22 protein-coding genes are annotated in these 24,436 nt (G+C 39.0%); 12 read left to right on the top strand and 10 right to left on the bottom strand.

Going from position 1 to position 24,436, the window contains the following annotated elements; translation table 11 throughout:
* Positions 1-87: 87 nt before the first annotated feature.
* The 4 genes from MTT09_RS09515 to MTT09_RS09500 all read right to left on the bottom strand — a co-directional run bounded on the left by MTT09_RS09515 (position 88) and on the right by MTT09_RS09500 (position 3,540).
* Entirely contained in the window at positions 88-717 is a 630-nt protein-coding gene (locus MTT09_RS09515; protein ID WP_429803635.1) for an NAD(P)H-dependent oxidoreductase, read from the bottom strand.
* Between the two features lie 107 nt (positions 718-824).
* Positions 825-1,847: a selenide, water dikinase SelD gene (selD, locus tag MTT09_RS09510; protein WP_180999384.1), complete on the bottom strand. Its 1,023-nt coding sequence runs from the start codon at positions 1,845-1,847 to the stop codon at positions 825-827.
* On the bottom strand, positions 1,844-2,446 hold the full coding sequence (yedF, locus tag MTT09_RS09505) for a sulfurtransferase-like selenium metabolism protein YedF (RefSeq protein ID WP_429803634.1): 603 nt from the start codon (positions 2,444-2,446) through the stop codon (positions 1,844-1,846). The genes selD and yedF overlap by 4 nt, the downstream gene beginning before the upstream one ends.
* Positions 2,447-2,592: 146 nt before the next feature.
* Entirely contained in the window at positions 2,593-3,540 is a 948-nt protein-coding gene (locus MTT09_RS09500) for a formate dehydrogenase subunit gamma (RefSeq protein WP_103578161.1), read from the bottom strand.
* A 234-nt stretch (positions 3,541-3,774) separates the two neighbouring features.
* Here MTT09_RS09500 and MTT09_RS09495 point away from each other — a divergent pair, with 234 nt between their 5' ends.
* Positions 3,775-4,371 carry a DJ-1/PfpI family protein gene (locus MTT09_RS09495; protein ID WP_103611632.1) on the top strand — a complete coding sequence of 199 codons (597 nt, stop codon included), beginning with the start codon at positions 3,775-3,777 and terminating at the stop codon, positions 4,369-4,371.
* A 282-nt stretch (positions 4,372-4,653) separates the two neighbouring features.
* Here the strand turns inward: MTT09_RS09495 and nspC are convergent, their stop codons facing one another.
* Positions 4,654-5,793, bottom strand: a complete 1,140-nt coding sequence (gene nspC, locus MTT09_RS09490) for a carboxynorspermidine decarboxylase (RefSeq protein WP_103611633.1) — start codon at positions 5,791-5,793, stop codon at positions 4,654-4,656.
* 84 nt (positions 5,794-5,877) lie between these two features.
* On the opposite strand from nspC, the gene MTT09_RS09485 reads away from it, so the two are divergent.
* From MTT09_RS09485 to MTT09_RS09475, 3 genes are read left to right on the top strand one after another with little or no spacing between them, the layout of a single operon-like run.
* Positions 5,878-6,099, top strand: coding sequence for a MoaD/ThiS family protein (locus tag MTT09_RS09485; RefSeq protein WP_103575825.1), 222 nt, complete (start codon positions 5,878-5,880; stop codon positions 6,097-6,099).
* A gap of 1 nt (position 6,100) precedes the next feature.
* A complete protein-coding gene (locus MTT09_RS09480) occupies positions 6,101-6,535 on the top strand; it encodes a molybdopterin synthase catalytic subunit (RefSeq protein WP_012140409.1) in 435 nt (144 codons plus the stop codon).
* Positions 6,536-6,545: 10 nt separating this feature from the next.
* The gene (locus MTT09_RS09475) at positions 6,546-7,013 is read left to right on the top strand and encodes a molybdate transport repressor (RefSeq protein WP_103608529.1); all 468 of its coding nucleotides are present in this window, start codon (positions 6,546-6,548) and stop codon (positions 7,011-7,013) included.
* Positions 7,014-7,020: 7 nt separating this feature from the next.
* Here MTT09_RS09475 and MTT09_RS09470 read toward each other — a convergent pair whose 3' ends face one another.
* The gene (locus MTT09_RS09470; RefSeq protein ID WP_103589931.1) at positions 7,021-7,659 is read right to left on the bottom strand and encodes a Crp/Fnr family transcriptional regulator; all 639 of its coding nucleotides are present in this window, start codon (positions 7,657-7,659) and stop codon (positions 7,021-7,023) included.
* A gap of 149 nt (positions 7,660-7,808) precedes the next feature.
* Complete coding sequence (locus MTT09_RS09465; RefSeq protein WP_009295346.1) at positions 7,809-8,222, bottom strand: acyl-CoA thioesterase; 414 nt, start codon at positions 8,220-8,222, stop codon at positions 7,809-7,811.
* An 89-nt stretch (positions 8,223-8,311) separates the two neighbouring features.
* On the opposite strand from MTT09_RS09465, the gene ciaB reads away from it, so the two are divergent.
* Positions 8,312-10,156 (top strand): invasion protein CiaB, encoded by a 1,845-nt coding sequence (gene ciaB, locus MTT09_RS09460; protein WP_429803633.1) that lies wholly within the window; start codon positions 8,312-8,314, stop codon positions 10,154-10,156.
* The gene (locus MTT09_RS09455; protein WP_429803632.1) at positions 10,149-12,509 is read left to right on the top strand and encodes a putative bifunctional diguanylate cyclase/phosphodiesterase; all 2,361 of its coding nucleotides are present in this window, start codon (positions 10,149-10,151) and stop codon (positions 12,507-12,509) included. Before ciaB ends, MTT09_RS09455 begins: the two co-directional genes overlap by 8 nt.
* A gap of 18 nt (positions 12,510-12,527) precedes the next feature.
* On the opposite strand, the gene MTT09_RS09450 is transcribed toward MTT09_RS09455, so the two are convergent.
* Positions 12,528-13,067, bottom strand: a complete 540-nt coding sequence (locus MTT09_RS09450; RefSeq protein ID WP_429803631.1) for a hypothetical protein — start codon at positions 13,065-13,067, stop codon at positions 12,528-12,530.
* 64 nt (positions 13,068-13,131) lie between these two features.
* Here MTT09_RS09450 and MTT09_RS09445 point away from each other — a divergent pair, with 64 nt between their 5' ends.
* Positions 13,132-15,501 carry an EAL domain-containing protein gene (locus MTT09_RS09445; RefSeq protein ID WP_429803630.1) on the top strand — a complete coding sequence of 790 codons (2,370 nt, stop codon included), beginning with the start codon at positions 13,132-13,134 and terminating at the stop codon, positions 15,499-15,501.
* Here MTT09_RS09445 and MTT09_RS09440 read toward each other — a convergent pair.
* Positions 15,498-15,686 (bottom strand): hypothetical protein, encoded by a 189-nt coding sequence (locus tag MTT09_RS09440; protein WP_002940779.1) that lies wholly within the window; start codon positions 15,684-15,686, stop codon positions 15,498-15,500. The genes MTT09_RS09445 and MTT09_RS09440 overlap by 4 nt on opposite strands.
* 129 nt (positions 15,687-15,815) lie before the next feature.
* Here MTT09_RS09440 and dut point away from each other — a divergent pair, with 129 nt between their 5' ends.
* Positions 15,816-16,511, top strand: coding sequence for a dUTPase (dut, locus tag MTT09_RS09435; protein WP_009294967.1), 696 nt, complete (start codon positions 15,816-15,818; stop codon positions 16,509-16,511).
* Complete coding sequence (locus MTT09_RS09430) at positions 16,508-17,248, top strand: EI24 domain-containing protein (RefSeq protein WP_429803629.1); 741 nt, start codon at positions 16,508-16,510, stop codon at positions 17,246-17,248. Before dut ends, MTT09_RS09430 begins: the two co-directional genes overlap by 4 nt.
* A gap of 17 nt (positions 17,249-17,265) precedes the next feature.
* Here MTT09_RS09430 and MTT09_RS09425 read toward each other — a convergent pair whose 3' ends face one another.
* Positions 17,266-17,787, bottom strand: coding sequence for an ATP/GTP-binding protein (locus MTT09_RS09425; RefSeq protein WP_149720112.1), 522 nt, complete (start codon positions 17,785-17,787; stop codon positions 17,266-17,268).
* An 84-nt stretch (positions 17,788-17,871) separates the two neighbouring features.
* Here MTT09_RS09425 and MTT09_RS09420 point away from each other — a divergent pair, with 84 nt between their 5' ends.
* The 3 genes from MTT09_RS09420 (at position 17,872) to MTT09_RS09410 (ending at position 24,368) form a co-directional block, all read left to right on the top strand.
* On the top strand, positions 17,872-18,240 hold the full coding sequence (locus MTT09_RS09420) for an L-arabinose ABC transporter (protein ID WP_223154214.1): 369 nt from the start codon (positions 17,872-17,874) through the stop codon (positions 18,238-18,240).
* A complete protein-coding gene (locus tag MTT09_RS09415; RefSeq protein ID WP_429803628.1) occupies positions 18,241-18,648 on the top strand; it encodes a pyridoxamine 5'-phosphate oxidase family protein in 408 nt (135 codons plus the stop codon).
* Positions 18,649-18,938: 290 nt separating this feature from the next.
* The gene (locus MTT09_RS09410; RefSeq protein ID WP_429803627.1) at positions 18,939-24,368 is read left to right on the top strand and encodes a retention module-containing protein; all 5,430 of its coding nucleotides are present in this window, start codon (positions 18,939-18,941) and stop codon (positions 24,366-24,368) included.
* The last annotated feature ends 68 nt before the right edge of the window (positions 24,369-24,436 follow it).

Here is a 24,436-nt window from a genome sequence, read left to right as displayed (position 1 = left end):
GATTTTAACGCAAATTTACTTTTTTTAGCTTATAAAATGCCTTTTTGTTTAAATTTAAAGAGATCACAGGGCGTTTTGCCCCGTGACTTAGTAGATCCAAGTAACTACTTCGGCTCTTTGTCTGCGTATTTTTTCAGGTTGTGGATTTAGGCGGTAGCCAAATGGCACTACGATAGCCACTCTTTTTTCGCTCTCATCAAGACCTAAAATTTCATTTAAAGCGTGCCTGTCAAAGCCTTCGATCGGGCAGCTGTCAATCCCAAGGCTAGCGGCTGCGTTCATCATATTTGTCGCAGCTATCATGCACTGCTCGTGTGACCACTGAAAGGTTAGCTCATCGTCATTTTTAAAATTTGATAGCAAAAAGTCGTGATAAAATTTCTGCCTTGCAGCGATAGCTTCGTGGTCTTTATCAGCCCTTCTAGCGATCATTTTATCGATATAGCTACTACCAACCTTTACCTCTTTGATCTTAGCTAAGATGACAACCAAATGCGAGCAAGAGGTGATTTGCACTTGGTTCCATGAAACAGCTTTTATCTTCTCTCTAAGCTCTTTATTTTGCACGACCAAAAAGTCCCACTGCTCAAGCCCAGTCGAGCTTGGGCTTAGTCTGCCAGCCTCTAGGATAAAGTCAAATTCGCCAGCGCCGATCTTTTTGCTCTCATCAAAAATTTTGCAAGCGTGACGAAATTTTAAAATTTCAAGATAGTTCATCATATCTCCTTTGTTAAATTTCTTGACATTATAAAGCGACTAGGTAAATTAAAAGAAATTTAGCCAGACTTTAGCTGGCCTTGAAATAGGCTAAATTTAGCCTAGAGTTAGTTTAAAAATATATCAAACTCGCCTTTTTGTATCGCCTCTGCGATGATGGCTGAGCGCTCATAGCCAGCCTCTTTTAGGCGCTTTAGTGCTAGGCTCGCATCGTTCTCGCTAACAGCTAGCAAAAGTCCGCCAGAAGTTTGCGCGTCAAAAAGCAATATATCAGCCTCTTTGCTCACAAAATGCTTTGCAAATTCGCGGTTTTTGTAGCTTCCCTCTGGGATGATGCCCATGTCGGCAAACTCTTTCGCACTTGCGATCACTGGCACATCTTTTTCAAAGACGTTAAAGCTGATCTTGTCGTTTAACATCTCGCTTAAATGCCCTAAAAATCCAAATCCAGTCACATCGGTAGCAGCATAAACCTTAATGCCGCTTAGCGCTTTTAGAGCGTAGAAATTTAGCTGAGCCATGATGCCAGCGACCTCATTTATCTGCTCCATGCTTAGTAGATCAGCCTTGATCGCTGTGCTTAAGATGCCACTGCCAAGAGGCTTTGTAAGGATCAAAACGTTGCCAACTTCTGCTGTATTGTTTGCCCAGAAATTTTGTGGGCTCACCTTGCCAGTCGCGCTTAGTCCATAATACATCTGTTGCGTCTCTATCGTATGTCCGCCAACGATGACGCCGCCACACTCTCTTACTTTATCGGCTCCACCTTGCAAAATTTCGCCTAAAATTTCAGGTGCAAGGTTGCAGCTATCAAAGCCCACGATATTTAGGGCGTTTATCACCTCGCCACCCATTGCAAAGACGTCGCTTAGGCTATTTGCAGCAGCGATCTGACCGTAGATAAATGGGTCATTGACTACTGGCGTGATAAAGTCAAGCGTCTGAACGAGCGCAAGATCGTCTGAGAGCTTAAAAACGCTCGCATCTTCGTTTGAGCCGATGCTTGAGAGCAGGTTTGGATGAGATAAATTTAAACTACTAATCGTTTTGTGAAGACCCGACGGGTCAAGCTTAGCAGCTCAACCAGCGGCTTTAACAAACTGCGTAAGCTTTTTGTCGTGATAGATCATAGTTTGATTTGCTCGTGAGTTGAGAGTATGTCGATGATCTCATAAGCGTTTGAAATTTCGCCAACTGCAAGATCGCTTACTAGTTTATAAGCCTCCAAGCAGCTTCCGCAGCTTAAAATTTGAACACCAGCAGCTTCAAGATCTTTAAGCGGCTTAAAGCTTGGATGTGAGCGGTTTGTCGTCATCTTAACGGCGTTATTTACGCAGATGATTATCTTTGGTTTTTTCTCTACTTGAATAAGTGCGCCTAGGAATTTTGATAGCAAATTTATGCCAACTTCTCCGCTACCTGCGCGCTCTTCGTTTAGATAGAGCACCTTTTCATTTTTTGGTGTTATGTCGCAGACAAACTCATCAAAATTTGTAAGCTCAAGTGCGCTTTTGCCCTTGATGGCTAAAATTTTAGTCTCATTGCCATTGCTTTCTAGGCTAAATTCTATATTTTGATTTTTTAAAAATCTTGAGATATTTTCTTTTGGAGCTAGGGCATTTACGATGATCTCTAAGCTCTCTCCTTCATTTAAACCCTCTAGTGCGTTTTTAGTCATGATGACTGGTTTTGGGCACTCTAAATTTCTGCAATCAATTGTTCTTGTCATTGTTTTTCCTTTGTGATTAGTATTTCAAACCTTGAAACTGATTTTGGATTATAGCTAAAAAATATTAATTTTTTAAAAGGATTTGTGCTTTGAAATTTGCTATAAAAGAGAGTTTGACCCTGCGTAAGTCGCAAGGTCAAGATTAATTATTTTAAATTTGTGTAAGATTTCTCGTAGTCAGATACTGGGATCTTGTTTTTCTTAACAAGCTCTTGATACCAGTAGTGGTGAAGTACATAGACCTCTTCTTCTTCTTTGTATCCAGTGATCATCGACCAGATAGCGCCATGTATAGCGATCGCAGCCATATAGATATGAACTAGGAAAAATACCGCACAGACGATGCCAAGGCAGTTGTGGATAACGACGCTATATCTTAAAAGCTCGATCTGTGATATGCCTAGCCAAGTAGCGACTGCTGGCTCTTTGAAGTCTTGAAAATACATAATCGCACCAGTGATGATCATCACGATACCACCAGGGATAGCGATCCAATACCATGCTTTTTGTCCTGCGTTAAATTTACCAGCAGGAACTGGTCTTTTCTTCTTTGATAGATAACCACCAACTATAAACATCCATCTGATGTCATACACTGCTGGGAGCATTCTTTTTGTCCAGCTAAAGAGCATCGGTAGCACAGATATAGCAAAGATCACAGTTGCTATCTCGTGCAAGTATCTACAGAAACGCACAAATGTGCCGCCGCCTAGCTCTGCACCCCACATGATGATGATACCAGTTGGCACCAAGATGATCCAAGAGATCGCAGCTAAACCGTGAGCTATACGTATAAATACTGAAAAAGCAAGCACTTTTTTGCCCTCGTGACTAAAGTGTTTTGGTCCGATGATCAAGAAGTGTAGCACGAACGCGCCGATAACAGCTAAAATGATAGAAAGTGCAGCTATCGCGAAGTAGTCGTTGCCTTGTATAAAAGTAAATATCGGGCCCCAGCCATGCTCATAAGGCTTGATATTTTCTATCCTCTGTGCTGCCCAAATGGTGCTGTCATATTGATTGACGCCAGTTGGTCCCTCAATGGCCATTGCCGCAACGGACAATGTAAAAAGTAGAGTAAGAATTCTCGTCATTTTATTCCTTTATTTGCTAAAGCTTAAATGATTTAAGCTTTGGTTAAATATGCTAAAATCACACAGCTATGCCGTTTTGCGGCTATTATATCAGAGCTAATCACAAGCAAACCTTAGCAAAAAAGATTACTAAAAATTTTATAAAAAACATTTAAGTTTTGTTAATTTTTAGCGTTTTTGATCTGAAAATTTAGCTAAAATAAAGCCAAATTTTAGCCGAAAAAGGACCGCACTATGCATCTTTTTTGCCTTATATTTGATGAGTATGAGACACTTGATCTCATGGGGCCAGTGGAGTTTTTAGCAAGGGTGCCTGAAATGCAGATAAGCTACGTCTCGTTTGATGGCGGGATGAAAAGAAGCAAGCAAGGCTTTTTTATAAAGACTAAAAAGCTTAGTAAGATGCCAAAAGAGAGCGTTTTGCTACTCCCTGGGGGTCAGGGCACGAGGACGCTTGTAGATGATAGTGAGTTTATTTTGAGACTTAAAGAGTGCGTTTTGGCTTCACAATTTTGCCTAAGCGTATGCACTGGCTCGGCGCTCATCGCTCGCACCGGAGAGCTTGACGGACTAAAGGCTACTTCAAATAAAAGGTCGCTTGAGTGGGTAAAAAGTTGCGGCGAGGCGGTAAAATGGCAAGAGCGCGCCAGGTGGGTGAGGGCAGGTAAATTTTACACAGCTTCAGGCGTGGCTGCTGGCATGGATATGGCGCTTGGCTTTATCAGTGATCATTTTGGCAAAGAACTAGCCCAAAAGATCGCAAATGAGACCGAATACAAGTGGCAAAAAAGCTCAAAGATAGATAAATTTGCCAAAATTTATGGGTATTAAATTTAAAATAGCTTGTGACTTTTTGATAAAGTTAGAAATTTGCTAAATTTTAAAAAGGATAGCAAGCTAAGATAGCTTTAGCAAAAAGTGTCAAGATAAATTTTGTAGAGAATAAATTTAAATCATTTTGGAGTTCGTAATCGGACTTTAAATTTTGAAAACGAAAATAGCTTCAAGATAAATTTTTAAATTTAAGTAGCTCAAAGCTATTTTGGCGAAATTTGCAAGCCAGATAAATTTGACCTAAATTTAAAAATCCAAATTTACCTTCAAAAACTCAGCCTAGTTTCTGCGCCTATACTCTTCGTAGTCTAGCTCTCTAATCATCTTTATCTCGCCATTTTCTTTTAGAAGTAGCAGATCAGGCAGTTTTATGCCGTTAAACGTCGTATTTTTCACGATGGTGTAGTGAATTTGATCTTCAAATATGACGCGGTCGCCGATTTTTAGCTCACTATCAAATTTATACTCCGCATCGCCCGCTTCAAGCCCTACTATATCGCCAGCTAGGCAGGTATTGCCGCCAAATCTATAAGCAAAATTACCATTTTTGCTCTCGCCTCTAACGGCTGGGCGGTAAGGCATGAGCACAGTATCTGGCATGTGCGCCTCAGCTGAGGTGTCAAGGATGGCGATATCTTTTTCGTTGTGCACGATGTCAAGCACGCTACTTATCAAAAAGCCAGTCTGCCAGCCCACCGCTTCGCCTGGCTCCAGATAGACCTCCACGCCGTATTTCTCGCGAAAGCGCCTAATGATCCTTATAAGCAGCTCCACGTCGTAGTCGGCTCTCGTGATGTGGTGACCGCCGCCCATATTTATCCACTTCATCTTTGGTATAAACTCGCCAAATTTCTCCTCAAACGCCTCCAGCACGACCTGCAAGCTGCTAGCGCTCTCCTCACAAAGCGCGTGAAAATGAAGCCCAGTGATGCCATCAAGAAGCTCTGGCTTAAAATTTGCTCTCGTGATGCCAAGCCTGCTAAATTTACCGCATGGGTTGTAGCTATCAGTTGGCGCAAGTGAGACCTCTGGATTGACCCTTAGGCCGCAGATGATGTCGTTTTGTAGGGCAATGCCTTTAAATTTTTGCCACTGCGCAAAAGAGTTAAATGTGATGTGTTTTGAAATTTTTAAAATTTCATCAAAATCCTCATCTTTAAAGGCTGGGCTATACGTGTGGATCTCGCCTTTTACGTATTCGCTCGCAAATTTGGCCTCATGAAGCCCACTGCAAGTCGCTCCGTCAAGATATGAGCCCACCATATCCATCACTCCGCTAAATGCAAAACCTTTGAGCGCTACTAAAATTTTAGCTCCGCTTTGCTCTTTTACATACTTTAAAAGCTCTAAATTTTTACGTACTTTTGCCTCTTCGCAGACGTAGGCTGGGGTTTTTATGCTTTTTAAAATTTCGTTCATCTTCTATCTCTTTTGTAAATTTTCAAATAAGTATATCTAAATTTATTTTTAAGTAAAATCAGCAAAAATTTCAAAGGATAAAATGTGATAGAGATCGAATTTCTTGGGCCTATCGGGCTTGAGAGTATAAAAGTAGAAGCAAAAAATTTAGGCGAGGTAAAAGCGGCTTTAAGCGAGAAAGAAGAGCTTAAAAAGTGGCTAAATATCTGCGCTGTGGCTGTAAATGACGAGATCGTAAGCGATATAAATTTCGCTCTAAAATCAGGCGATAAAATTTCTATTTTACCGCCAGTTTGTGGAGGCTAAGATGCAAATTTATAATGGAAGCTTGGATGTTCAAAACATCACAAATGAGTGGTATGAGAAATTTAAAGACAAAAACTGCGGCGCGCTCATCACTTTTGTGGGCATAGTAAGAGAAGAGGGCGGTATTTCGGCGCTTAGCTTTGATATCTATGAGCCGATCCTTAAAAAATGGCTAGATGCTTGGCAGGAACGAGCCAAAAAAGAAAATGCCTACGTGCTCTTTGCTCACTCAAAAGGCGATGTGCCAGTGCATACGAGCTCTTATGTAGCAGGTGTTGTTAGTCCTCAAAGAAAGGTCGCGCTAAGGCTTATAAACGAGTTTGTCGAGGACTTTAAGGCAAATGCACCGATCTGGAAATATGACGTGATAAATGGCGAGAGAATTTACGCCAAAGAGCGCAGCCAAGCGATAAATGGCGCTGGACTTTTGGCATAAAAGGGCAAAAATGATAACCAAAGAGAGTAAAAAAGATGTTTTTTGGGCACTAGCCTTTGGGCTTGGGCTCTTTGTCTTTAGCGTCGCTAGCTACTTTTATCTTGATCTTGGCACGCCCTCTCTTTTTGGTGTCATCGTTGGTGCTATTTCAACCTTTTTTTGCGTGAGAAAGATCTTGCAAAACAACTTTTTTGAGATAGATGATGATGGATTTGTCATAAAAAAAGGCTCAAAAAATATCAAATTTTTCTTCAAAGATATCGACGAGATCGCCATTAAGAGCTTTGGCGATAAGAAAAAAGTCGATGCGCTAAGTGTTAAATTTAGAAAAAATCGCCTCGATAGAGATGCGTGTTTTGGCTTAGTGCAAGCGCTTGGCGATGATATGATCGTTATTTTTGACAGATATGAGCTTTCACAATTTACACTTTCAAAAGAGCTTCGAGATAGGCTCGCTAAATTTAAAGATAGGGCGTAAAAGCTATTTAATTTGTATAACTTTCAAGTTTTTCGTGGTCGATGATGAGAAATTCGTGCGGTGTGATCTTTCTAATGATGTCGTCTTTGATAAGCTCATTAAAGGCTGTTGAGGCGCTTTGGCGCTTTAGCCCAACAAAGCTTGATAGCACCTTTAGAGAAAACGGCAAAAATACATATTGGTAGCCATTTTGTTTTAGATCTTGCTCATTTGCAAGCTCGATCAAGAAATTTGCGATCCTGCCCTTTGCGTCCTCAAAAAGTATCGACTTTGTGATCTGGCGCTGCACTATGATGGTGTTTAGCGTGGTTGTTAGGATCTCGCTTGCAGCTTTTTGATTGTGCAAAATTTCACCTATTTTATCCAGTCTAATGACGTAAATTTGGGCATCTTCAAGCACTTCAAAGGCGCAGTTGTCATCGAGTATGGCGATATTGTTTTTTTCTAAATGATAAAGGATAAATTCCTCGCCATCTTCAAAAAATGAGAGCTTTGCTGAGCCGGTTTTTAAGATGATGATCTCGATATCTTCGGTGTAGATCGTGCTTGTTTTTGGCAGCTCTTTAAACTCAAATTTCTCCAGCTCATCTTGTGTTAAGATATCTAAAATATGCGTTTGTAAAAGCCCTAAGCGTGATTTTTTCATCTTTCTCCCAAAAAAGTGTAAGGGCTGATTTTACTTTATAAAGCATTTAAATAAGTTGAAATTTCTCTTTTTTGGTGTTACTTTTTTTCAAATTCTTTTAAAAACAGTGATAAATTTAGGGGTTTGGCTGCATAAATTGCAACCAAATTTTAAAAGCCATGAAGCTCTTTTATCTTCTCATCTATCGGTTTTTTGTGCCCATCTTTTGTCACACTAACATAGGTCGCAGTCGCGCTTGTGACGTGTATAGTCTCTCTAAAACCGCCGTCATTTAGCCTAAGTGCAGTCACTTCTATCTGCGTTGTTATCGATGTTTTGCCAACTGCGATGATCTTTGCGTAGCAGCTTAGCACGTCACCAACAAAGACTGGTTGCTTAAATATGATCTCTTTCATCGAAATTGTCACAACTCGCTCAGGCGAAATTTCTCTAGCAGCCTGCGCACCTGCAAGGTCGATCTGGCTCATTATCCAGCCACCAAAAATATTTCCAGCTGAGTTTGTATCTTTTGGTAGCATCACTTGCTTGATGCGTGGCTCGCCAAAGTCCTTTAAAATGTCCATTTTTGCCCTTTAGATTTTAAATTTTTGGTAAATTGTAGCAAATTTTAATGGCTTTATGCTAAAATCCTGCAACTTTAAGGGATGAAAAGATGAATGATTTTAAAAGACTAAACGAACTTACAAAAGAGCAAAAATCCAAGCTAAATGCGATTTATAAAAATTTAGATGACAAGATCATAGCTGATGCTTTGAAAATTTGCGGCCTTACTGGCACACCAAGCCAAAAACTAGCCCTTGCAAGAAGGATAGTTGATCTTAAAGTTGATCCGCTTCAAAATGAGCTAAAAAAGCTAAATTTAGGCGAGGACGAGCAAAAACGCGTGCTAAATTTGATCTATGGCTATGTTAGAAATTTATATGAAAATCTACACTCCCAGCTTATAAAAAAGGCACGTGATGAGCAAATTTTAGACCCATTTTTTCAAGCCTTTGTAGAGGCTATGCACGAGTTTGGGCTTAGTCTAAATGCGTGGCAAATTTCATGGCAAGATAAGATAATAGATACTACAAATAAAGAGTTTGAAGCTAAATTTAAAGATTTAGGCGAGGCAAATGAGTTCATCACTAAAAACGGCTTATTTCAGTGTGATGATAACGGCGTAAGAGCTGATAGAACGTATGGTGCAGTTTGCAAAGAGGGCGAGAAATTTAGCTTTTTGCCTTATGCGCTTGCTTTTAAAGATGAGGTTAGAGAGCTTAAAAAAGTATTTGTAAAAAATCTTGAAATTTTAAGAAATTTAGCTAAGAGCGACGAGCAAAAATCCTACGTAAAATACCTTGAAAAGCTGCAAAATGCCTTTTGCGAAGAGGACAACGCAAAGGTTATAAACGCTTGGCAAGAGGCTGAGATAGCGTGGATGGATGTAAAAGGTGCGCTTCAGCCAGGCCATCCGCTAGAGTACTACGAGGACGCCTACACGCATGCAGTCGCACTTGAATGGGACATCAGGCTGGTCGATAGCGAGGGCATTGATGAGCTTAAATTTAAAGAAAAAGTGACAAAAACTTACGAGAGCGTTTGCGAAAAGATCAAATTTAATAACGCCGCGACAAACAAGGTAGTTAGCGAAAATATCGTTAGAACGCAGCTTTATATAAGCGTGCCGATGATCTATTACGGCGCGGAGCTAAACGGACTTTTTAGCGCTCAAGTCGTGCCAAATGACGAGAGTGTGAGCGCAAAATGCGGCAAGAAAATTTTTGCCTTTGTAAATCACGTCTACGAGGGGGCAAAGGCAAAGCCTTTTATGAAGCTTGGGGCTGAAATTTTTAGCAAGGAATTTTTGGATTTTGGTAGGGAAATTTTATTTTTAAAGCCAAAAATTTGGAAAAAAGTATATGAAATTTCAACGATCGGCCATGAGTTTGGGCACATCCTCTTTATCGGACTTGATACGGAGATGAGCATGAATAAAAGTGGCGTCTTTAAATTTATAGAAGAGTACAAGGCGACGACTGGCGGGCTAGTAAATTTCTTCTTGCACGAAGAAGCGGAGTATAAAATTGCCGTCTTTCACGAGCTAATAGCCCGCGCGGTTGGGCTTATAGCGTGGCGAAAGGTCGATGAGGTAAGGGCTTATTACTGCGAGGGGCTCATACATCTTAGCCTGCTTTTTAGGGCTGGGGTGCTTAAATTTGACGGCAAACTAAGCGTGGATATGAGCGAGCAAGCTTACGCTAAATTTAAAGAAATTTGCTTACAAAACTACTTCGAGCTAGCGCAAACATACGCTAAAAAAGCTGATGCGAGCACATTTTTGGAGAAATTTTGCCAAAAAGATGAGCAGAGCTATCTGCCAAAAGATGAAGAGTGCAAGAAATTTGTTGAGCATTTTTACGCCAGGTACGAAGCTATCGGCAACGACGTCGATGATAGCGGCGAGTGGCAAAGGTGGCAAAAGCTAGCCCAAGAAGCGGAGAGTGGCCGTGCTTGATAGGATAACAAATTTTCACAACGGCTCGTTTTTATTTATATTTGCCCTGATTATTGCTTATTTTTTTGCTATTTATCTGGGTGATCAGCTTTATCTGACAGCTATATCAGTAGGCACTGATGTAGTGATCGCCTTGTTTTTGTTCTTTTTCTTAAAAAGTAGTAGAAATTTAAACTCATACTGGACCTATATATTTTTAGCTATCGCGAGCTGGGCGCTGGCTGATATCCTTTTATTGCTTTATGATAGATCGCTTCTTATGCCAGGAAACATCTCCCGCACGGATCTTATGCAAATTTTATATTTGATCCCATTTTTTATGTTTCTTGTATCTGCTATTGCTTTTTTTGCAAGAATTTTAAAAAGAGTGATATGGCAGCAAGTCGTGGTAGATGCGCTTGCTTTGATGCTTATAACGGTTAGTTTTTTTTGGTTTGTAGTTTTTGATAGAAGTTTGGCAGTAGCGCTTAATAAAGAATTCGTGACTAGCCTTTCATACATCATAATGGATATTTTTATCTTTTGCTTTGTCTTTGTTGTCGCATTTTCACTAAATTTTGTATCAAAAAAACCAATTTTTAGCTATAAAAGAGTTAGCCTACTTTTATATCTATTAGCCTTGCTTATCATTTGCATTTGCGACGCATACTACTCATCAAAGGCCTATTTGACGCATAGCGGCACAAATGTTCATTACGAGTTTTTCTTTAAAGTTGCATTTTTTATTATATTTGTAGCTTGTTTGCATCTAAAGGAAAACGAGGCAAATATCAAGATAAGAAGCTACAGAAAAGACTATACAAGGGCGCTTATATATAAATTTGTCACCTTGCTTTTCATCTCTTTGCTTTTTTTGGGAGCTGCTAATACCGATAAAATTTACTCTGTATGGATAGTTTTTCTACTTATGGTTTTGCTAGCCTATGCAGCGCTAATTTATAGTATCTCAAGCACAGTTGCCATGAGGGATCTGGCTAGATCTGAAAGGCATATCATCGCTAAACTAGATGAAGAGATCCAAGATAGCCTAAGAGAGCTTGAAGAGAAAAACGAACGCTTAAGGCAGCTTAGCGAATTTGACTCACTCACTGGGCTTTTAAATAGACAGTCATTTTTAAGCAAACTATCAGAGATGATAAAGACCAAAGCGCTTGGCGAAAAGATAGATATTTATTGCATCGACATCAACCACTTTAAGGCAATAAACGACTCATACGGCCACTACGTGGGCGATGAGGTGCTTTTAAAACTTTCTAAAAATATCAAAGCTATCTTGCCAGAAGGTGCTATCATCTCAAGGTTTGGCGGTGATGACTTTATGATAGTTTTAAAGCAAAAAAATGAGGGGCATTATAGAGAATTTTTATACTACCTGCTAAACATCATAGCCGAGCAAATCTCAGTTGGCGATTATAAGATAGCTCTTGGAGCAAAGGTTGGCGTTAGCTCAACGCAAACAAGTGAAATTTTAGCTGATGATCTCATCATGCAAGCTGGAGCTGCACTTGATGCAGCCAAAAGAGATGTCAATACAAAATATGTCTTTTACGATGATATAAAAGAGATCATTCAGGAGAAAAACTACATAGAAATTTTGCTAAATTCTATGAATTTTGATGAGGAATTTAGCCTAAATTTCCAGCCGCAGTATCTGCTAAATGGTAAAAAGATAATAGGTGCTGAGGCTCTTATAAGATGGAACTCTCCGGTAAAAGGCTTTGTAAGTCCGGCCAAATTTATCCCAGTAGCTGAGCAAAGCTCAATTATAAATACAATAGGAATATGGGTAGCAAAAGAGGCCATAAGGCAGATGAGCTACTGGAACAAAAAGTATGGCATCAGCCTAAAAGTTGGCATCAATATCTCGCCAAAACAGGTTGATAATGTAAATTTTGCATCAGATATCTTTGGCTATGTTGAAGAATTTGGCATGGATCCAAAGTGCGTTGATATCGAGCTTACAGAGGCAAGCCTCGTCAATGCCGAAGAGATCATGCAAACAGTCTTAAAGAAATTTTCAGATAAGGGCATGAGCATCTCTATCGATGACTTTGGCACTGGCTTTTCGTCGATGAACTACGTCAAAAAGTATCCACTAGATAGGCTAAAGATCGCAAAAGAGTTAGTTGATAACATCGCTACAAACGAGATAGATAGAGACGTCGTAAAGAGCGTTATAACATTTGCTAAAAATATCGGGCTAAAAACGATCGCTGAGGGTGTTGAAGATGAAACTCAACTTGAAATTTTAAGAGAGCTAGGCTGCGATGAGATACAAGGTTATTTCTGGGGTAAGCCGATGAATGCTAAAGACTTTGAAGAGCTCATAAGAATCACGCTTGATCACATCTAAGCTTGTAAATTTACAAGCTTAGCCAATAACGCTTTTGTAGTCTAAATTTTCAAAAAGTAGTAGCTCTTTTTTGCTCTCTTTTATAAGCGCTTTTACTAGCTCTGAGGTTTCTTTGTTTTTTGGCAAGACAAGGTGGATTTTTTCATTTATAAAGATGACAAAGATATTTTTAAGCTCGTAAATTTCACTTACATCTTTTATGTCAAAAATTTCATTTTCTTTTGGCTCTTTCTCATAAAATGCCAAATTTTTCTCATTTACTTCAAAGATCATCTCTTTTTTAAAGTCTGAAATTTCTAAGCTTTTTAGCACTGATTTTCGTCTATTTTTTAAAAAAATTGGATAAAAAATGATCCAAAAAATAGCAAAAATGACACCGATAATAGTAAAAATTTTGGTTTTTAAGAGCATATCAGCGACAAATCCAGCTATAATGGCCTCCGTAAAAATCATAAAAACATTTATAAAATACTGTTTTCTAGCCTTTTTTGAGAAAAATAGATTAAATGCTTGGTAGTCTATTAAATTTTCTCCAGATAAGACGATATTACATTTCATGATTAACCTTAAAGAAAAATTTGCAAAATTATAACTAAAAATAAGGTTTGAAACAGAATAAACAATGGAGAGAAACATTTTTTTTACGTCAAATTCGTCACTTATCCTAAGACAAAAACAAATTTTCTATGCCGTTATAGCTCTTTTTATATTTTCTCAGTTTGCCGGCATTTTAAACTATAAAATTTTTGAAAATTTGTTGATATTTTTGGGCTTTGGTCTTGTAGTTCTTGGTATCTACATCTCTATGAATAGATCAAAGCTTAAAGCTATGCACTGGCTTGCTGCATGCTTTGGAGTCTTTATCTGGACTATTATTGACGCCATTAGAAGTGTCAATGAAGACTTTCTTTTAAGAAGCAAAGAGCAAATTTCTTATCTTGATTTTTTCGATCTGCTCCCTATGTTTTTACTATTGGCCGCTGTTGGTATATTTTTTGTGGTCAAATTTATAGCTAGTGATAAAAAGATCCTAGTTCTAGCCGATAGCTTTAATGTCCTTTTGCTAGTTTTCACGCTTGCTTATTGCATTGTTGGCGATATGGGCGATTTTAATATATTGATCCATCCTAAAAGCCCTAGCGAGCTTGCTGCTAGCATTGCTATTTTTGTAAATTTATCTATTTTATTCATCGCTCTTAGTGAAATTTTTAATAGCAACCATCTTTACATTAGACATAGCGGCTTTTTCTTGATAATCGCAAGTGCGATTTTTACGCTATTAAATTTATATGTTTTTTATAATGAGCTTATAAACAAAGGGCATGATTTTACTCTGCACTCTATCTATCTTGTGCCATTTTTTCTCTTGATGCTTGGAGCTTTTTACTTAAGGGGCGACAACAAGCGTATAAGCGCAGCAGATGTTGGCATAAAAACAACATCCAAGCTCGTACCTATCATCTCAGCTGCACTAATACTTATAAAAGCCAACCTCTCATCTTATGTCGATCTACTTATAATTTTTGTGATTGTAGCTGGAGCGGTCATTAGCTATTTTATGAAGGTGCTTGATCAAAGCGAAGAGATATATAACGCAGAGCAAAATTTACATGATGCTAAAAATAAAGAGAAGCACCTAAAGACAAACGAACTTGAGATGATAAATTTAAGCTTAGAGGGTGTATCTGAAAAAGACTATCTAACCTCTCTTGGCAACAGAGACTCTTTGCTAAATGAGCTAAAAGGTATGTGTAGTGTTTTGGGCGAGAAGCAAGAGATCGCAGTTTATTATATAAATATAAGTCGCTTTAAAAATATAAATACATCTTATGGACATGAGGTTGGCGATAAAATTTTAAAAGCGATAGCAAAGCGCATACGTGAAGCGTGCAACAGACAAGAGGTCACCGCAAGGATCGGCGCTGATGAGTTCATCGTGCTTTCAAAAATGGAAGAAAATAGCCACACTAAACGCATGAAGCTTGGTATGGAGCTAAGAGATACGATAGAAAAACCTTTGCAAATAGATAAGTATCACTTTGCGATCAAGAGTGTCGTTGGTATCCACGTTGTCACAAGAGACAACATCAGCGATCCTAGAAATATCATCAAAAAAGCTGATATGGCGATGTACTACGCTAAGCAAAATCCAGCCAAAAACCCGATGGTTTATAATAATGAGATAGATAGCGAAATACAACAAAGCTCAAATATAGAGATAGCTCTTAAAAAAGCAAATTTACAAGAGGATTTTGAGGTATATTTTCAGCCGATTTATGACATTAAAAATTTAAAGATCATCTGCGTAGAAGCGCTACTTAGATGGCAGTCAAAAGAGTATGGACAAAAAGAGGCTGGCGAGTTTATGGATATAGCTAGCTTAAATAGCGATATCTTAAACGACATCTGCACGCTTGCTGTCTCAAAAACAGTAGAGCAAGCTGTAAGGTGGCAAAACAAAAAGCTAAAAATGCCAAAAATAAGCATAAACGTAGCGCAAATTCAAAGCACATCTGAAAAATTTGTAAATGAATTTATGCTAACTTTAAACTCGCACCACCTAAATCCAAAGCAGTTTGAGCTTGAATTTAGCGAGGATATCTGGAAAAACGACCAAGAGACGCTTGATAAAATTTTCTCACTTTTAGAGAAAAATAGCATAGATGTTTGTATAGATGACTTTGGCTCTGGATATACGTCGTTTGTCTATATCAGAAAGTATAAGATCGACCGTATAAAGATAGCAAATGACTTTGTCGCTCAGTCTGTGATAAATAAAAAAGATATGCAAGTAGTCGCTGCTATCATAAATATAGCAAAATCAATGAAGCTAAAAGTAACAGCAAAATGCGTTGAAAGCCACGAGATAAAAGAGCTTTTAAAAGAGCTTAATTGTAATGAAATGCAAGGATATTTCTTATCTCGTCCGATGAGTGCGGAGGAGTTTGAGAATTCTTTAAGGCAGAATTCTCACATGGTGGCTGATATTTAAATTTCAGCCTTTATCTCTTCGTTTGATTTTACGACCATGCCTGAGCCATGTATCACGCTTGGGATACAGCTTGTGCAGATATCAACCTCTTCGCCGTTTTTGTGAGCGTGGATGAAAACTGCATTTTTATCATCGCTGCTTTTTAGTCCGCAAACGTTGCAAACTACTAGATCTTTCTCTCTCATCTTTTCTCCTTTGAAATTTTGGGTGATTTTACATCTTGTAAGCTTGCATTAAGATGATTTGGGTCAAGCTTGTCGCTTAAGCATTAATTGTTTTTTGTTATAATCATTTAAAATTTAAAAGGTTTAAAAATGGATGAAAGAACTATTGTTTTAGAGATGTTAAAGATGCAACAAAGCCTAAATGACGAGACAAACGGGCTTGGTTGGGAAAATGGCTATACAAATAAAAATAAACTCATAAGCTGGAGGCGCTGCATATATATGGAGTGCGCTGAGCTTATCGACAGCTTTGCGTGGAAGCACTGGAAGAGCATAGATGCTAAGACTGATGAGCAAAATTTACGCATCGAGGTTGTCGATATCTGGCACTTTATAATGAGCCTAGCGCTACAAATTTACAAGGCAAAGCAGCTTGGTGATGTTGAGACATTAGCTGATGATATCTGCCAGTCAAGTGGCTTTAGCGACTATTGTAAAGAGCCATTAAAGGTCGAAGATGAGAGCATTTACGAGATCATGAACGACGTTGAGATGCTTATACATGAGTGCAGCGGCTTTGACTATGACATCTTTGATATCTTTAAAATTTATTTCTCAATGTCTTTAAAATGTGGCGTAAATTTATACTCACTTTATGAGTGCTACATCGCTAAAAACGTGCTAAATCGTTTCCGCCAAAACAATGGCTACAAAGAGGGAAGTTATAAGAAAATTTGGAACGGACGCGAAGATAACGAAGTGATGAGTGAAATTTTATCAAATGGCGTTAGTAAGATAGATGAAATTTACGCCGCACTTGAGCGTGAGTACAAAAAGGTAAAATGATAAATCTTCTTCGCCTTGGCTTTAAAGACTTTTTTACAGCCAAATTTATAACGCTATCGATCTTGCCGCTTTTTCTTAGCATCGCAAGCCTTGCATGGCTTACGATCTGGGGAGGCGGCGAGATATTTGACCTTTTAAGCGATGGCGCTAAAAACGAGAATTTCGCCTTTTTGGAGACAAACTCGACGCTATCTTTTATAGTTATTAAAATTTTAAGCTTTAGCGCTACAAAGTGGATAGTTAGCATACTTTTTTATGTTTTAAGCACCTTTTTAACGATCATCATTAGCATCGTGATCGCCCTAATCGTAGCTGGCTTTTTAACGCCAGTCGTGGCTAAAGAGATAAACAAAAGGCACTACAACTACGTGCTTAAAAGCGAGGCTAGCACGGCTAGAGTGCTAAAGGTGATGATGGTTGAGATCATGAAATTTCTTGGGATCTTGCTCGTTTGCTTGCCACTTTTGTTTGTGCCGGTCTTAAATTTCTTTATCATCAACGTGCCGTTTTTTTACATCTACTACAAACTTTTACTCATAGACGTTGGCTCAAACACACTTGATAGCGATAAATTTGAGCTAGCACTGCTTGAAGGTGGCGGGGTTAAATTTATAGTTTTTACACTTTTGTTTTATCTCATCTCGCTTGTACCGCTTGTGGGATTATTTTTTCAGCTTTATTTCGTGATAGTCTTGGCGCACCTCTTTTATCAAAGAGAGGCGCTAGTTAAAATTTAGAGCCAAAAGCTCTAAATTTAAGCGTAGTAAGATACTTTTTTGCTCTCATCAAGCAATGTGTCAAATAGCCTTTTTGTTGCACTTAGTAGATTTTTATTAGCGTCATTTTTAGCTAAAAGTTCGTCAAACATTTTTAGCATATTGTCATTTATGAAATTTTTATGATCCAGATCTTTTGCGTCAGGCAACATCTGCTTGATCTTGTTTGAAAGCTCGCTTATGCTTTGGCTACTACCCGCGATCTTGTCGCCCTCTTTGACATTTTTCATAAACTCATCAACTTGCGGGCGAATTTGCTTCATCGCCTCTTCGATCTCTTTCATATCTTGCTCGTCTATGCCGTTGCCTTTATAAGCAAACTCATATCCGTATTCATGAGTGAGAGTTAGACTTTTTTGGCTTGAAGTGCCATTTTTTTGGCTTGAAAACTCCAAACTTTTGTTGTCATACATAGAAAAGCTTATCTCATCGCCTGAGCTAGTCTTCATCGAAAAGCTCATGTTGTTGTAGCTTCCTTGAGAGTAAAAATTTGTTTGCATTTTTAAATCCTTTTGAGGCTAAATCGGCAAATTTTTAAATTCATAAAGCAAAATTTTGTAAAATGCGTCAAAAAAGGACGGGCGATGTGTTGTTTTGGGACTAGGATCTTTTTGCTGATGCTTATCACTGTTTTAAGCTTCGTTTTTGCTAGGCTTTGCCCTGTTTTGCCAGTCGTTGGCTACTACTTGATACTTGCAAATTTGCTTGCCATTTTGATGTTTTCACTATTTTTTAAAGGGCTTTTGCCAAGCTTTGTAAAGGTAAATGCGATCCACTATTTTTCGCTAATTGGTGGCTTTTTTGGGGCGTTTTTAACAATGCTTGCTTTTAAAAAGGTTGCAAAAGATAAATTTACTCTAATAGAGCTCATTATTTTTACGCTTTGGGTGCTTATAATCGCCGTAGTCATCTTTAAATTTCAAACCATTCTTGACATTTTTAGGGGAATTTAGATGGATGAGAGGATAGTTAAATTTTTTAAAAAGATGCATCTTGCAAGCGTTTGCGCCATCGATGATGATGGGCAGCCTTACGCTTTTAGTGCATTTTACGCCTTTGATGAGGCAAATTTTAGCCTTTTGCTAGCTAGCTCTGATGAGAGCTCTCATGTTAAATTTTTAAAAAACTCAAAGCTCGTTGCTGGCACCATCGCTCTTGATACAAAGATCGTTGGTAAGATAGAGGGCGTGCAGTTTCAAGGAGCGATGAGAAAAGCGGACAATAACGAGAGAGAGTTATATTTTAATAAGTTTTTTTATGCTAGGGCGATGAATCCTGAAATTTGGTGTATATGCCTAGAAAAGCTTAAATTTACGAGCAATACACTTGGCTTTGGAAAGAAAATTCAGTGGCAAAAGTAAAAAAAGAGCATAATATTTCCGTACTAGCTTAAGAGCCAACTGTTAGATATGTGCCGAAAATAACGCTTTTCTTACAGTAAAATATACAAAAAATTTACAAAATTTTTTAGGATTTTGTTTAGCCTAAACTCATCTTGGTCGCTATTTTAAGCCATTTTTAAAAAAAATATGAAATCAAAAAACAAAATATTAAATAACTAAAAAATAGCTTAAAAGTACCGTAAATTCGGTTAATCTTTCTAGCCTTACCCTTATTATATAATCGCGATAAAATTTATAAAGGAGCACTTATGGCTAAGGAAGTAGGCGTAGTAAAGTCGCTAAATGGCAAGGCGGTTGCTGTTGACCAAAATGGAAACGAGAGAGAGCTAAAAGTTGGCGACATCGTTTATATGGGCGAGAGCATCAAGACAGATGGTGTAGCAGACAAGGTAACTATCGTTGCAAATAACGGCAAAGAGATCACAGTGTTAGGCAGTGATACGCTTTCTTTAAATCCAAGCACAATAGGAGCCGAGGGCTTAGCAGATATAAGCGCTCTGCAAAACGCTATCTTAAACGGCGGAGATCTAACAAAACTTGAAGAGACTGCTGCTGGTGGAAATGCTGCTGCAGGCGGTGGTGGCGATGGCGTTAGCCTTGGCGAAGCTAGATTTGCTGAGGGCGGTCACTATTCAAACATCAATGAAACTTATAGAAATTTAACTGACACAAATAGAGCTTTTGAATCATACGATAGCCCAATAGGCGGATATGCTGATGGTGGCACAGGCGCTGAGCCAGTGATAATCCCAGGCGCACCAACCGTAACTTTCATAAGCGATACAGATAATGATGGCACATTAGGCAGAGTAGAGCACTTGGCAGACAATAGTGCCAATACATCTAAAGTTCTTATAGAGGTACCAAATGACGGTACAGTAAGAGCTGGCGATATCCTAAATGTCACTGTGACTGACCCAAATGGCGTTCAAACAACAACTAATATCGTTATAACTCCAAATATCATAGCTAATGGCTACCCGCTTGACGCTCCAGTTGAAAAAAACAAGACTTCAAAAGTAGAAGCAACTATTACAAATTTCCAAGGAAATGAGAGCGAAAAAGGCGAAGACTCTGTTAAGGTAATACCTGAGGTTATCAACCCGCCGGCTGTTGAATTTACAAATGACGGTGATGGCAACCACACTTTAAATAGATCAGAGCACGCAAACGATCCTGATCCAAGCAAGACAAAAGTAGTTATAAAAGTACCAAACGACGCAAACCCAGGCGATAAACTAGTCATTGAGGTGACAAACCCAGATGGCTCAAAAACTCCACTTCCACCGGTTGTTATCACTCCAGAGATCATTAGAGATGGTCATCCTATCGAAGTTCCTGTTGAAAGAGATAAGAAGACAACAGTCGATGCTAAGATCGTTGATAAGCACGGCGATGAGAGCACAACTGGAACAAACCACGTAACTCCTATCGAAGTTCCAGAGGCTCCAACTGTTAAATTTACAGAGGATATCGCAGGTGATGACGGACTTTTAACTTATACTGAAAACAATAACGACTCAAAACAAAATGTAACACCAGTTTTAATCACCGTACCAAGTGACGCAAAAGTAGGCGATACGCTAAATATCACTATCACAAAACCAGACGGTACAACTGAAAATAGACCTATATCAATCGATCAAAATATAATAGACAATGGCTACACAATACCAGATGTACCAGTTGGAAGTACAGATGGTACGACAAACTATACAAATGCAAATGGTGATGTTATACCAAATGTGCCAAATGAGACTCCAAAAACTTCAAAAGTAGAGGCTTTCATAACTGATCAGCACGGACAAAATAGCCAAACAGCAAGCGATACTACGACTCCAGATACAAGACCAGTACTAATCTTCACAGAAGATCTAAACAATGACACTGGACTTGGCGAGAGCGAAAACAAACAAGATGGCAACAACAGAAGTACAACAGTGGAGATAACTCTTCCAAAAGATGTAGCTGTTGGCGATAAAGTTGTTATCACATATACTGATCCGGTAAGAATTTTTGACGATCCTAATGCAAAACTTACAAAAGAGGTGATCCTTGATCAAGATATGGTAGATAACCTTAAAGTAAAAACAAACCTTCCGATATTCCCAGATGTAAACGTAAAAGCAACTGCACACGTTGAGACTCCAGCTGGCGTTCAAAAGAGCCCAGAGTCATATGAAGATAAGGTGTGGGTTGTGCCAAGAAACGTATCTATCGAGCTTATAGAGCAAAAATCTACAATCGAAATCACAAGAAATGAGAGTATGGGCGAGCACAAAGTAAACGTGACTACTGCTAGGATCACTCTACCAAATAAGATCGATGATGGTGATAAGCTTGAGCTTACAGTAAATGAGCACTCTAAACCTCAATATAAGAGAATTTTCACTATCCATATGGATGAAAAAGGCATGGTTACAAAGGTGACAGAGGATACAGACGGCGGTAAAGAATTCCCAGTTACTGCAACTAGCTTCCACACATTTACTATCGACGTGCCTGGCTTTGAACTAAGACATGGAGAAAATACTAAGATACATGCTCGCGTTGAGAACCATACAAGACATGCTGGCCGGTCGGACGCTGAAGCAAATGCTAGCTTAGAGCACGTAAAAGCTCCTGTTGTTAGCTTTGATGAGGCAAAAGGCTCAAAATCTATGAGTAGAGAAAAATCACTAAGTGATAATGACGAATACAGCACAACAGTAACTATCAAAATCCCTAAAAACGCAGTTGATGGCGATAAGATAGAGGTTAAGATCACTGAGCCACAACTTGACGGCACAACAAAAGATAGAACAGTTAAATTTGATATCCATAAAAATGGCTCAACATTTACAGTGACTGATGAAAATGGCAACAATGTACCAGTAGCGGATAATGGATTTAAGATCGGTGGTGTTGGTACTTTAACTAGCGCAAAAACCGTAGTTACAGCTACTATCATCGATACAGACGGCATCCAAAGCGCTACTGGTGCAAATAGCGTAACAGTAGCTGGCATAGATGATGCTGGAATTTACTTTGGTGAAGACGCAGACTTAAATACATCTATCACAAGAGATGAGAGCTCAAAAGATGGCGAGCTACGCCAAACTTCACTTGTTATAAAAGTGCCAAACAATGTTGTAACTGGCGATAAGATGACACTAGAGGTTACAAGTGATGGCGTGACTACAACTAAAGAATTTACTATCACGAAAGATATAGATCCTAACACCAATATTGCAACCATAACTCTAACAGGTGCTAATGGCGAAACTATCGTCGCTGATGCTAGCAATAAAGTGACAATCCCAGGTGTAGAGATCAAAGAAGATAAGCAAGCAGACGCAAAAGCTACATTTACAGATAGCAAGGGCTTTGCAAACAATGAGGTAGTAAACGAGGCTACACTTGAAGCGCTTCATGATGATATGAGTATCACATTTGCAGAAGATACAAATTTTGATGGAATTTTAAATCACGGCGAAGCAATAAGTGACGGAGATGTAAATTCTACAAAAGCTACTATCAAACTACCAAGCAACGTTGTTGATGGTGACATACTAAAAGTTAGCGTAGATGGCCAACCTGAGGTAGCGTATACTATCAATAAAGACACTAGTGGCAACATCACAATAAACGGACTAACTGTTGTTGGTAATAAAGCTGTTGAGTATCCACTAAATCTTACAGAAGATCATACTACAACTATAAAAGCGACAGTTTCAGACAAAACTGGTGTTGATAAAGTTGGCACAGTAAGTGACATCTTACTTGACGCACAAGGCGGCGGAGCTGGTACTGCGCTAAGAGTGCTAATCGATGAGGATAAAGACAGAAACGGCAAGCTAAGTAGAGATGAGGCAAATTCTGACGGCAATATCAATGTAACTTCAGCAACTGTAACTCTACCAAGCAGCCTAAACGCTGGTGAAAATTTTGTAATAACAGTAAATGGCACACCAACTACATATAAAGTCTCAACTAAAACTGGTAGCGTTTTAACTATAGAAGATGCAAGTGGAAATAGCGTGCCTCTACAGACAGGAAACGTACTAAAAATTCCTAATATCCCAATCAGCGTTGGCAACCCAGCTAAGGTAGAATTTACATCTGCTAACAGCGGTTCAAAAGCAGCAGAGGCTGAGCTAGAAGCTATAAAAGGTAGCGAAGTAAAAATATCTTTTGACGAAGATAATGCTAGTAGAGATGGCGGCCTAAGCAGAAATGAAGGTGTCTCAGTAGATGGCTTAAGACAAACAACAATGAGCGTTAAGATCCCTTACAACGTCATTACTGGAGATAAGGTGGCAGTAGTTGCAACTGATACAGTAACTGGAGATAAGATAGAAAAAACTTATGAGATTACTAAAGATGCTGACGGCAAAATATTTGCAAAAGACGAAAATGGCGTCTCTACATTGGTTGAAAACAACACTATCAAAGTTGCAAATGTACCTATGTCACCAGGTGGCACGACTGAGGCAAAAGCTACACTTACAAGCAAAGATGGCGAAGTAGTAGAAGACAATGGTCAGTTAAAGCTAGCTAAACTAAGCGCAGCAGGTCTAAACGTATCTTATCTTTCTGATACAAATGATGATGGCAAGATCGATAGAAGCGAAGCTGATAGCCAAACAACAAAAGTTGCCGTAACACTTCCAGCTAGCGTCATAACAAGCGATAGCCTAAAAGTGACTATTGATAATCCAGATGGCACACAAGATGTGAAAACCTATAGTATCGAAAAGAGTATAACTGGCGTAGTGACTTTAACAGATACAGTAACTCACGCTCAAACTGTGCTTGATGGCAGTACGCTAGTGCTTGATAACGTAGCGATCGCAGCTGGCACACCATCAAGGGTAACTGCAGAGCTAAGCGACCAAACAGGAGAGCACGTAGAAGTATCTGACGAAGCAGAAATCAGCACAAATGGTATAAGAGGTGTTTGGTTTAAAGAAGATGAAAATAGAGATGGCAACTTAACTAGATATGAAAACTCTATAGATGGCAGCAGAGGCACAACTAAACTAAGAGTATATCTTGATGATGACGCAAAAGTGGGCGACACTGTAGAGCTAACATATACAGATCCTTTCAACCCAGGTGCAAATGTGACAAAAACAGCCATTTTAACAGCTGATGATATCAACAGAGGCGAGATAAAAGATGGCATGACAGTTGATATCGATACAAGTGTACCAACGCACAATGTAACAGCTACTATCAACCTCGTGACACCAGGTGGTGTTAAAGGCAAAGCTACTACTACAACGCTTAGTATCGAGCATGAAGCTGAAAATGATACAGTTGCATTTAATGCAAACTCAGAGAGAATTTACGGCGGCGCAGGCAATGATACGCTTGTCTTTAATAACACTGCAGTTGTTGACTTTGGTAGCATAGCTGATCTAAACAAAAAGGTCGATAGCTTTGAAAATATCCAGCTAAAAGGCAACTCTGAGATCAAATTTGACGCTAAAGACATCTTTGCGATCACTGATGATATCAGCACAGTCCTAAAGATCAGCGGTGATGAGACAAGTAAAGTCGATATCAACGGCAAGTGGCATGAAGACACTTCAGTACACGCTGACGCTGGCTATAAAGGCTACACAAGCAACGATACAGTTAACGGCCAAACTCTTCACATCCAGATCGAAGATAAGATCCAAACAGACCTATAATCCCCCAAAAGTGAGTGCGCACCAAGCACTCACTTTACAAATTTCCAAAATTTATACTATTTTTTAAG

The sequence above is a fragment of the Campylobacter concisus genome (assembly GCF_050447505.1).
In the GTDB taxonomy this organism is placed as follows: domain Bacteria; phylum Campylobacterota; class Campylobacteria; order Campylobacterales; family Campylobacteraceae; genus Campylobacter_A; species Campylobacter_A concisus_BP.
The sequence above is the reverse complement of the archived record's forward strand: the minus strand, read 5'-3'. Positions and strand labels throughout refer to the sequence as shown.

Bases quoted from the DNA above. Each gene is read 5' to 3' on its own strand.
- MTT09_RS09515 (WP_429803635.1), bottom strand. From the start codon at position 717: ATGAACTATCTTGAAATTTTAAAATTTCGTCACGCTTGCAAAATTTTT.
- yedF (WP_429803634.1), bottom strand. From the start codon at position 2,446: ATGACAAGAACAATTGATTGCAGAAATTTAGAGTGCCCAAAACCAGTC.
- MTT09_RS09500 (WP_103578161.1), bottom strand. From the start codon at position 3,540: ATGACGAGAATTCTTACTCTACTTTTTACATTGTCCGTTGCGGCAATG.
- MTT09_RS09495 (WP_103611632.1), top strand. From the start codon at position 3,775: ATGCATCTTTTTTGCCTTATATTTGATGAGTATGAGACACTTGATCTC.
- nspC (WP_103611633.1), bottom strand. From the start codon at position 5,793: ATGAACGAAATTTTAAAAAGCATAAAAACCCCAGCCTACGTCTGCGAA.
- MTT09_RS09480 (WP_012140409.1), top strand. From the start codon at position 6,101: ATGCAAATTTATAATGGAAGCTTGGATGTTCAAAACATCACAAATGAG.
- MTT09_RS09475 (WP_103608529.1), top strand. From the start codon at position 6,546: ATGATAACCAAAGAGAGTAAAAAAGATGTTTTTTGGGCACTAGCCTTT.
- MTT09_RS09470 (WP_103589931.1), bottom strand. From the start codon at position 7,659: ATGAAAAAATCACGCTTAGGGCTTTTACAAACGCATATTTTAGATATC.
- MTT09_RS09465 (WP_009295346.1), bottom strand. From the start codon at position 8,222: ATGGACATTTTAAAGGACTTTGGCGAGCCACGCATCAAGCAAGTGATG.
- ciaB (WP_429803633.1), top strand. From the start codon at position 8,312: ATGAATGATTTTAAAAGACTAAACGAACTTACAAAAGAGCAAAAATCC.
- MTT09_RS09450 (WP_429803631.1), bottom strand. From the start codon at position 13,067: ATGAAATGTAATATCGTCTTATCTGGAGAAAATTTAATAGACTACCAA.
- MTT09_RS09445 (WP_429803630.1), top strand. From the start codon at position 13,132: ATGGAGAGAAACATTTTTTTTACGTCAAATTCGTCACTTATCCTAAGA.
- MTT09_RS09440 (WP_002940779.1), bottom strand. From the start codon at position 15,686: ATGAGAGAGAAAGATCTAGTAGTTTGCAACGTTTGCGGACTAAAAAGC.
- dut (WP_009294967.1), top strand. From the start codon at position 15,816: ATGGATGAAAGAACTATTGTTTTAGAGATGTTAAAGATGCAACAAAGC.
- MTT09_RS09430 (WP_429803629.1), top strand. From the start codon at position 16,508: ATGATAAATCTTCTTCGCCTTGGCTTTAAAGACTTTTTTACAGCCAAA.
- MTT09_RS09425 (WP_149720112.1), bottom strand. From the start codon at position 17,787: ATGCAAACAAATTTTTACTCTCAAGGAAGCTACAACAACATGAGCTTT.
- MTT09_RS09420 (WP_223154214.1), top strand. From the start codon at position 17,872: ATGTGTTGTTTTGGGACTAGGATCTTTTTGCTGATGCTTATCACTGTT.
- MTT09_RS09415 (WP_429803628.1), top strand. From the start codon at position 18,241: ATGGATGAGAGGATAGTTAAATTTTTTAAAAAGATGCATCTTGCAAGC.
- MTT09_RS09410 (WP_429803627.1), top strand. From the start codon at position 18,939: ATGGCTAAGGAAGTAGGCGTAGTAAAGTCGCTAAATGGCAAGGCGGTT.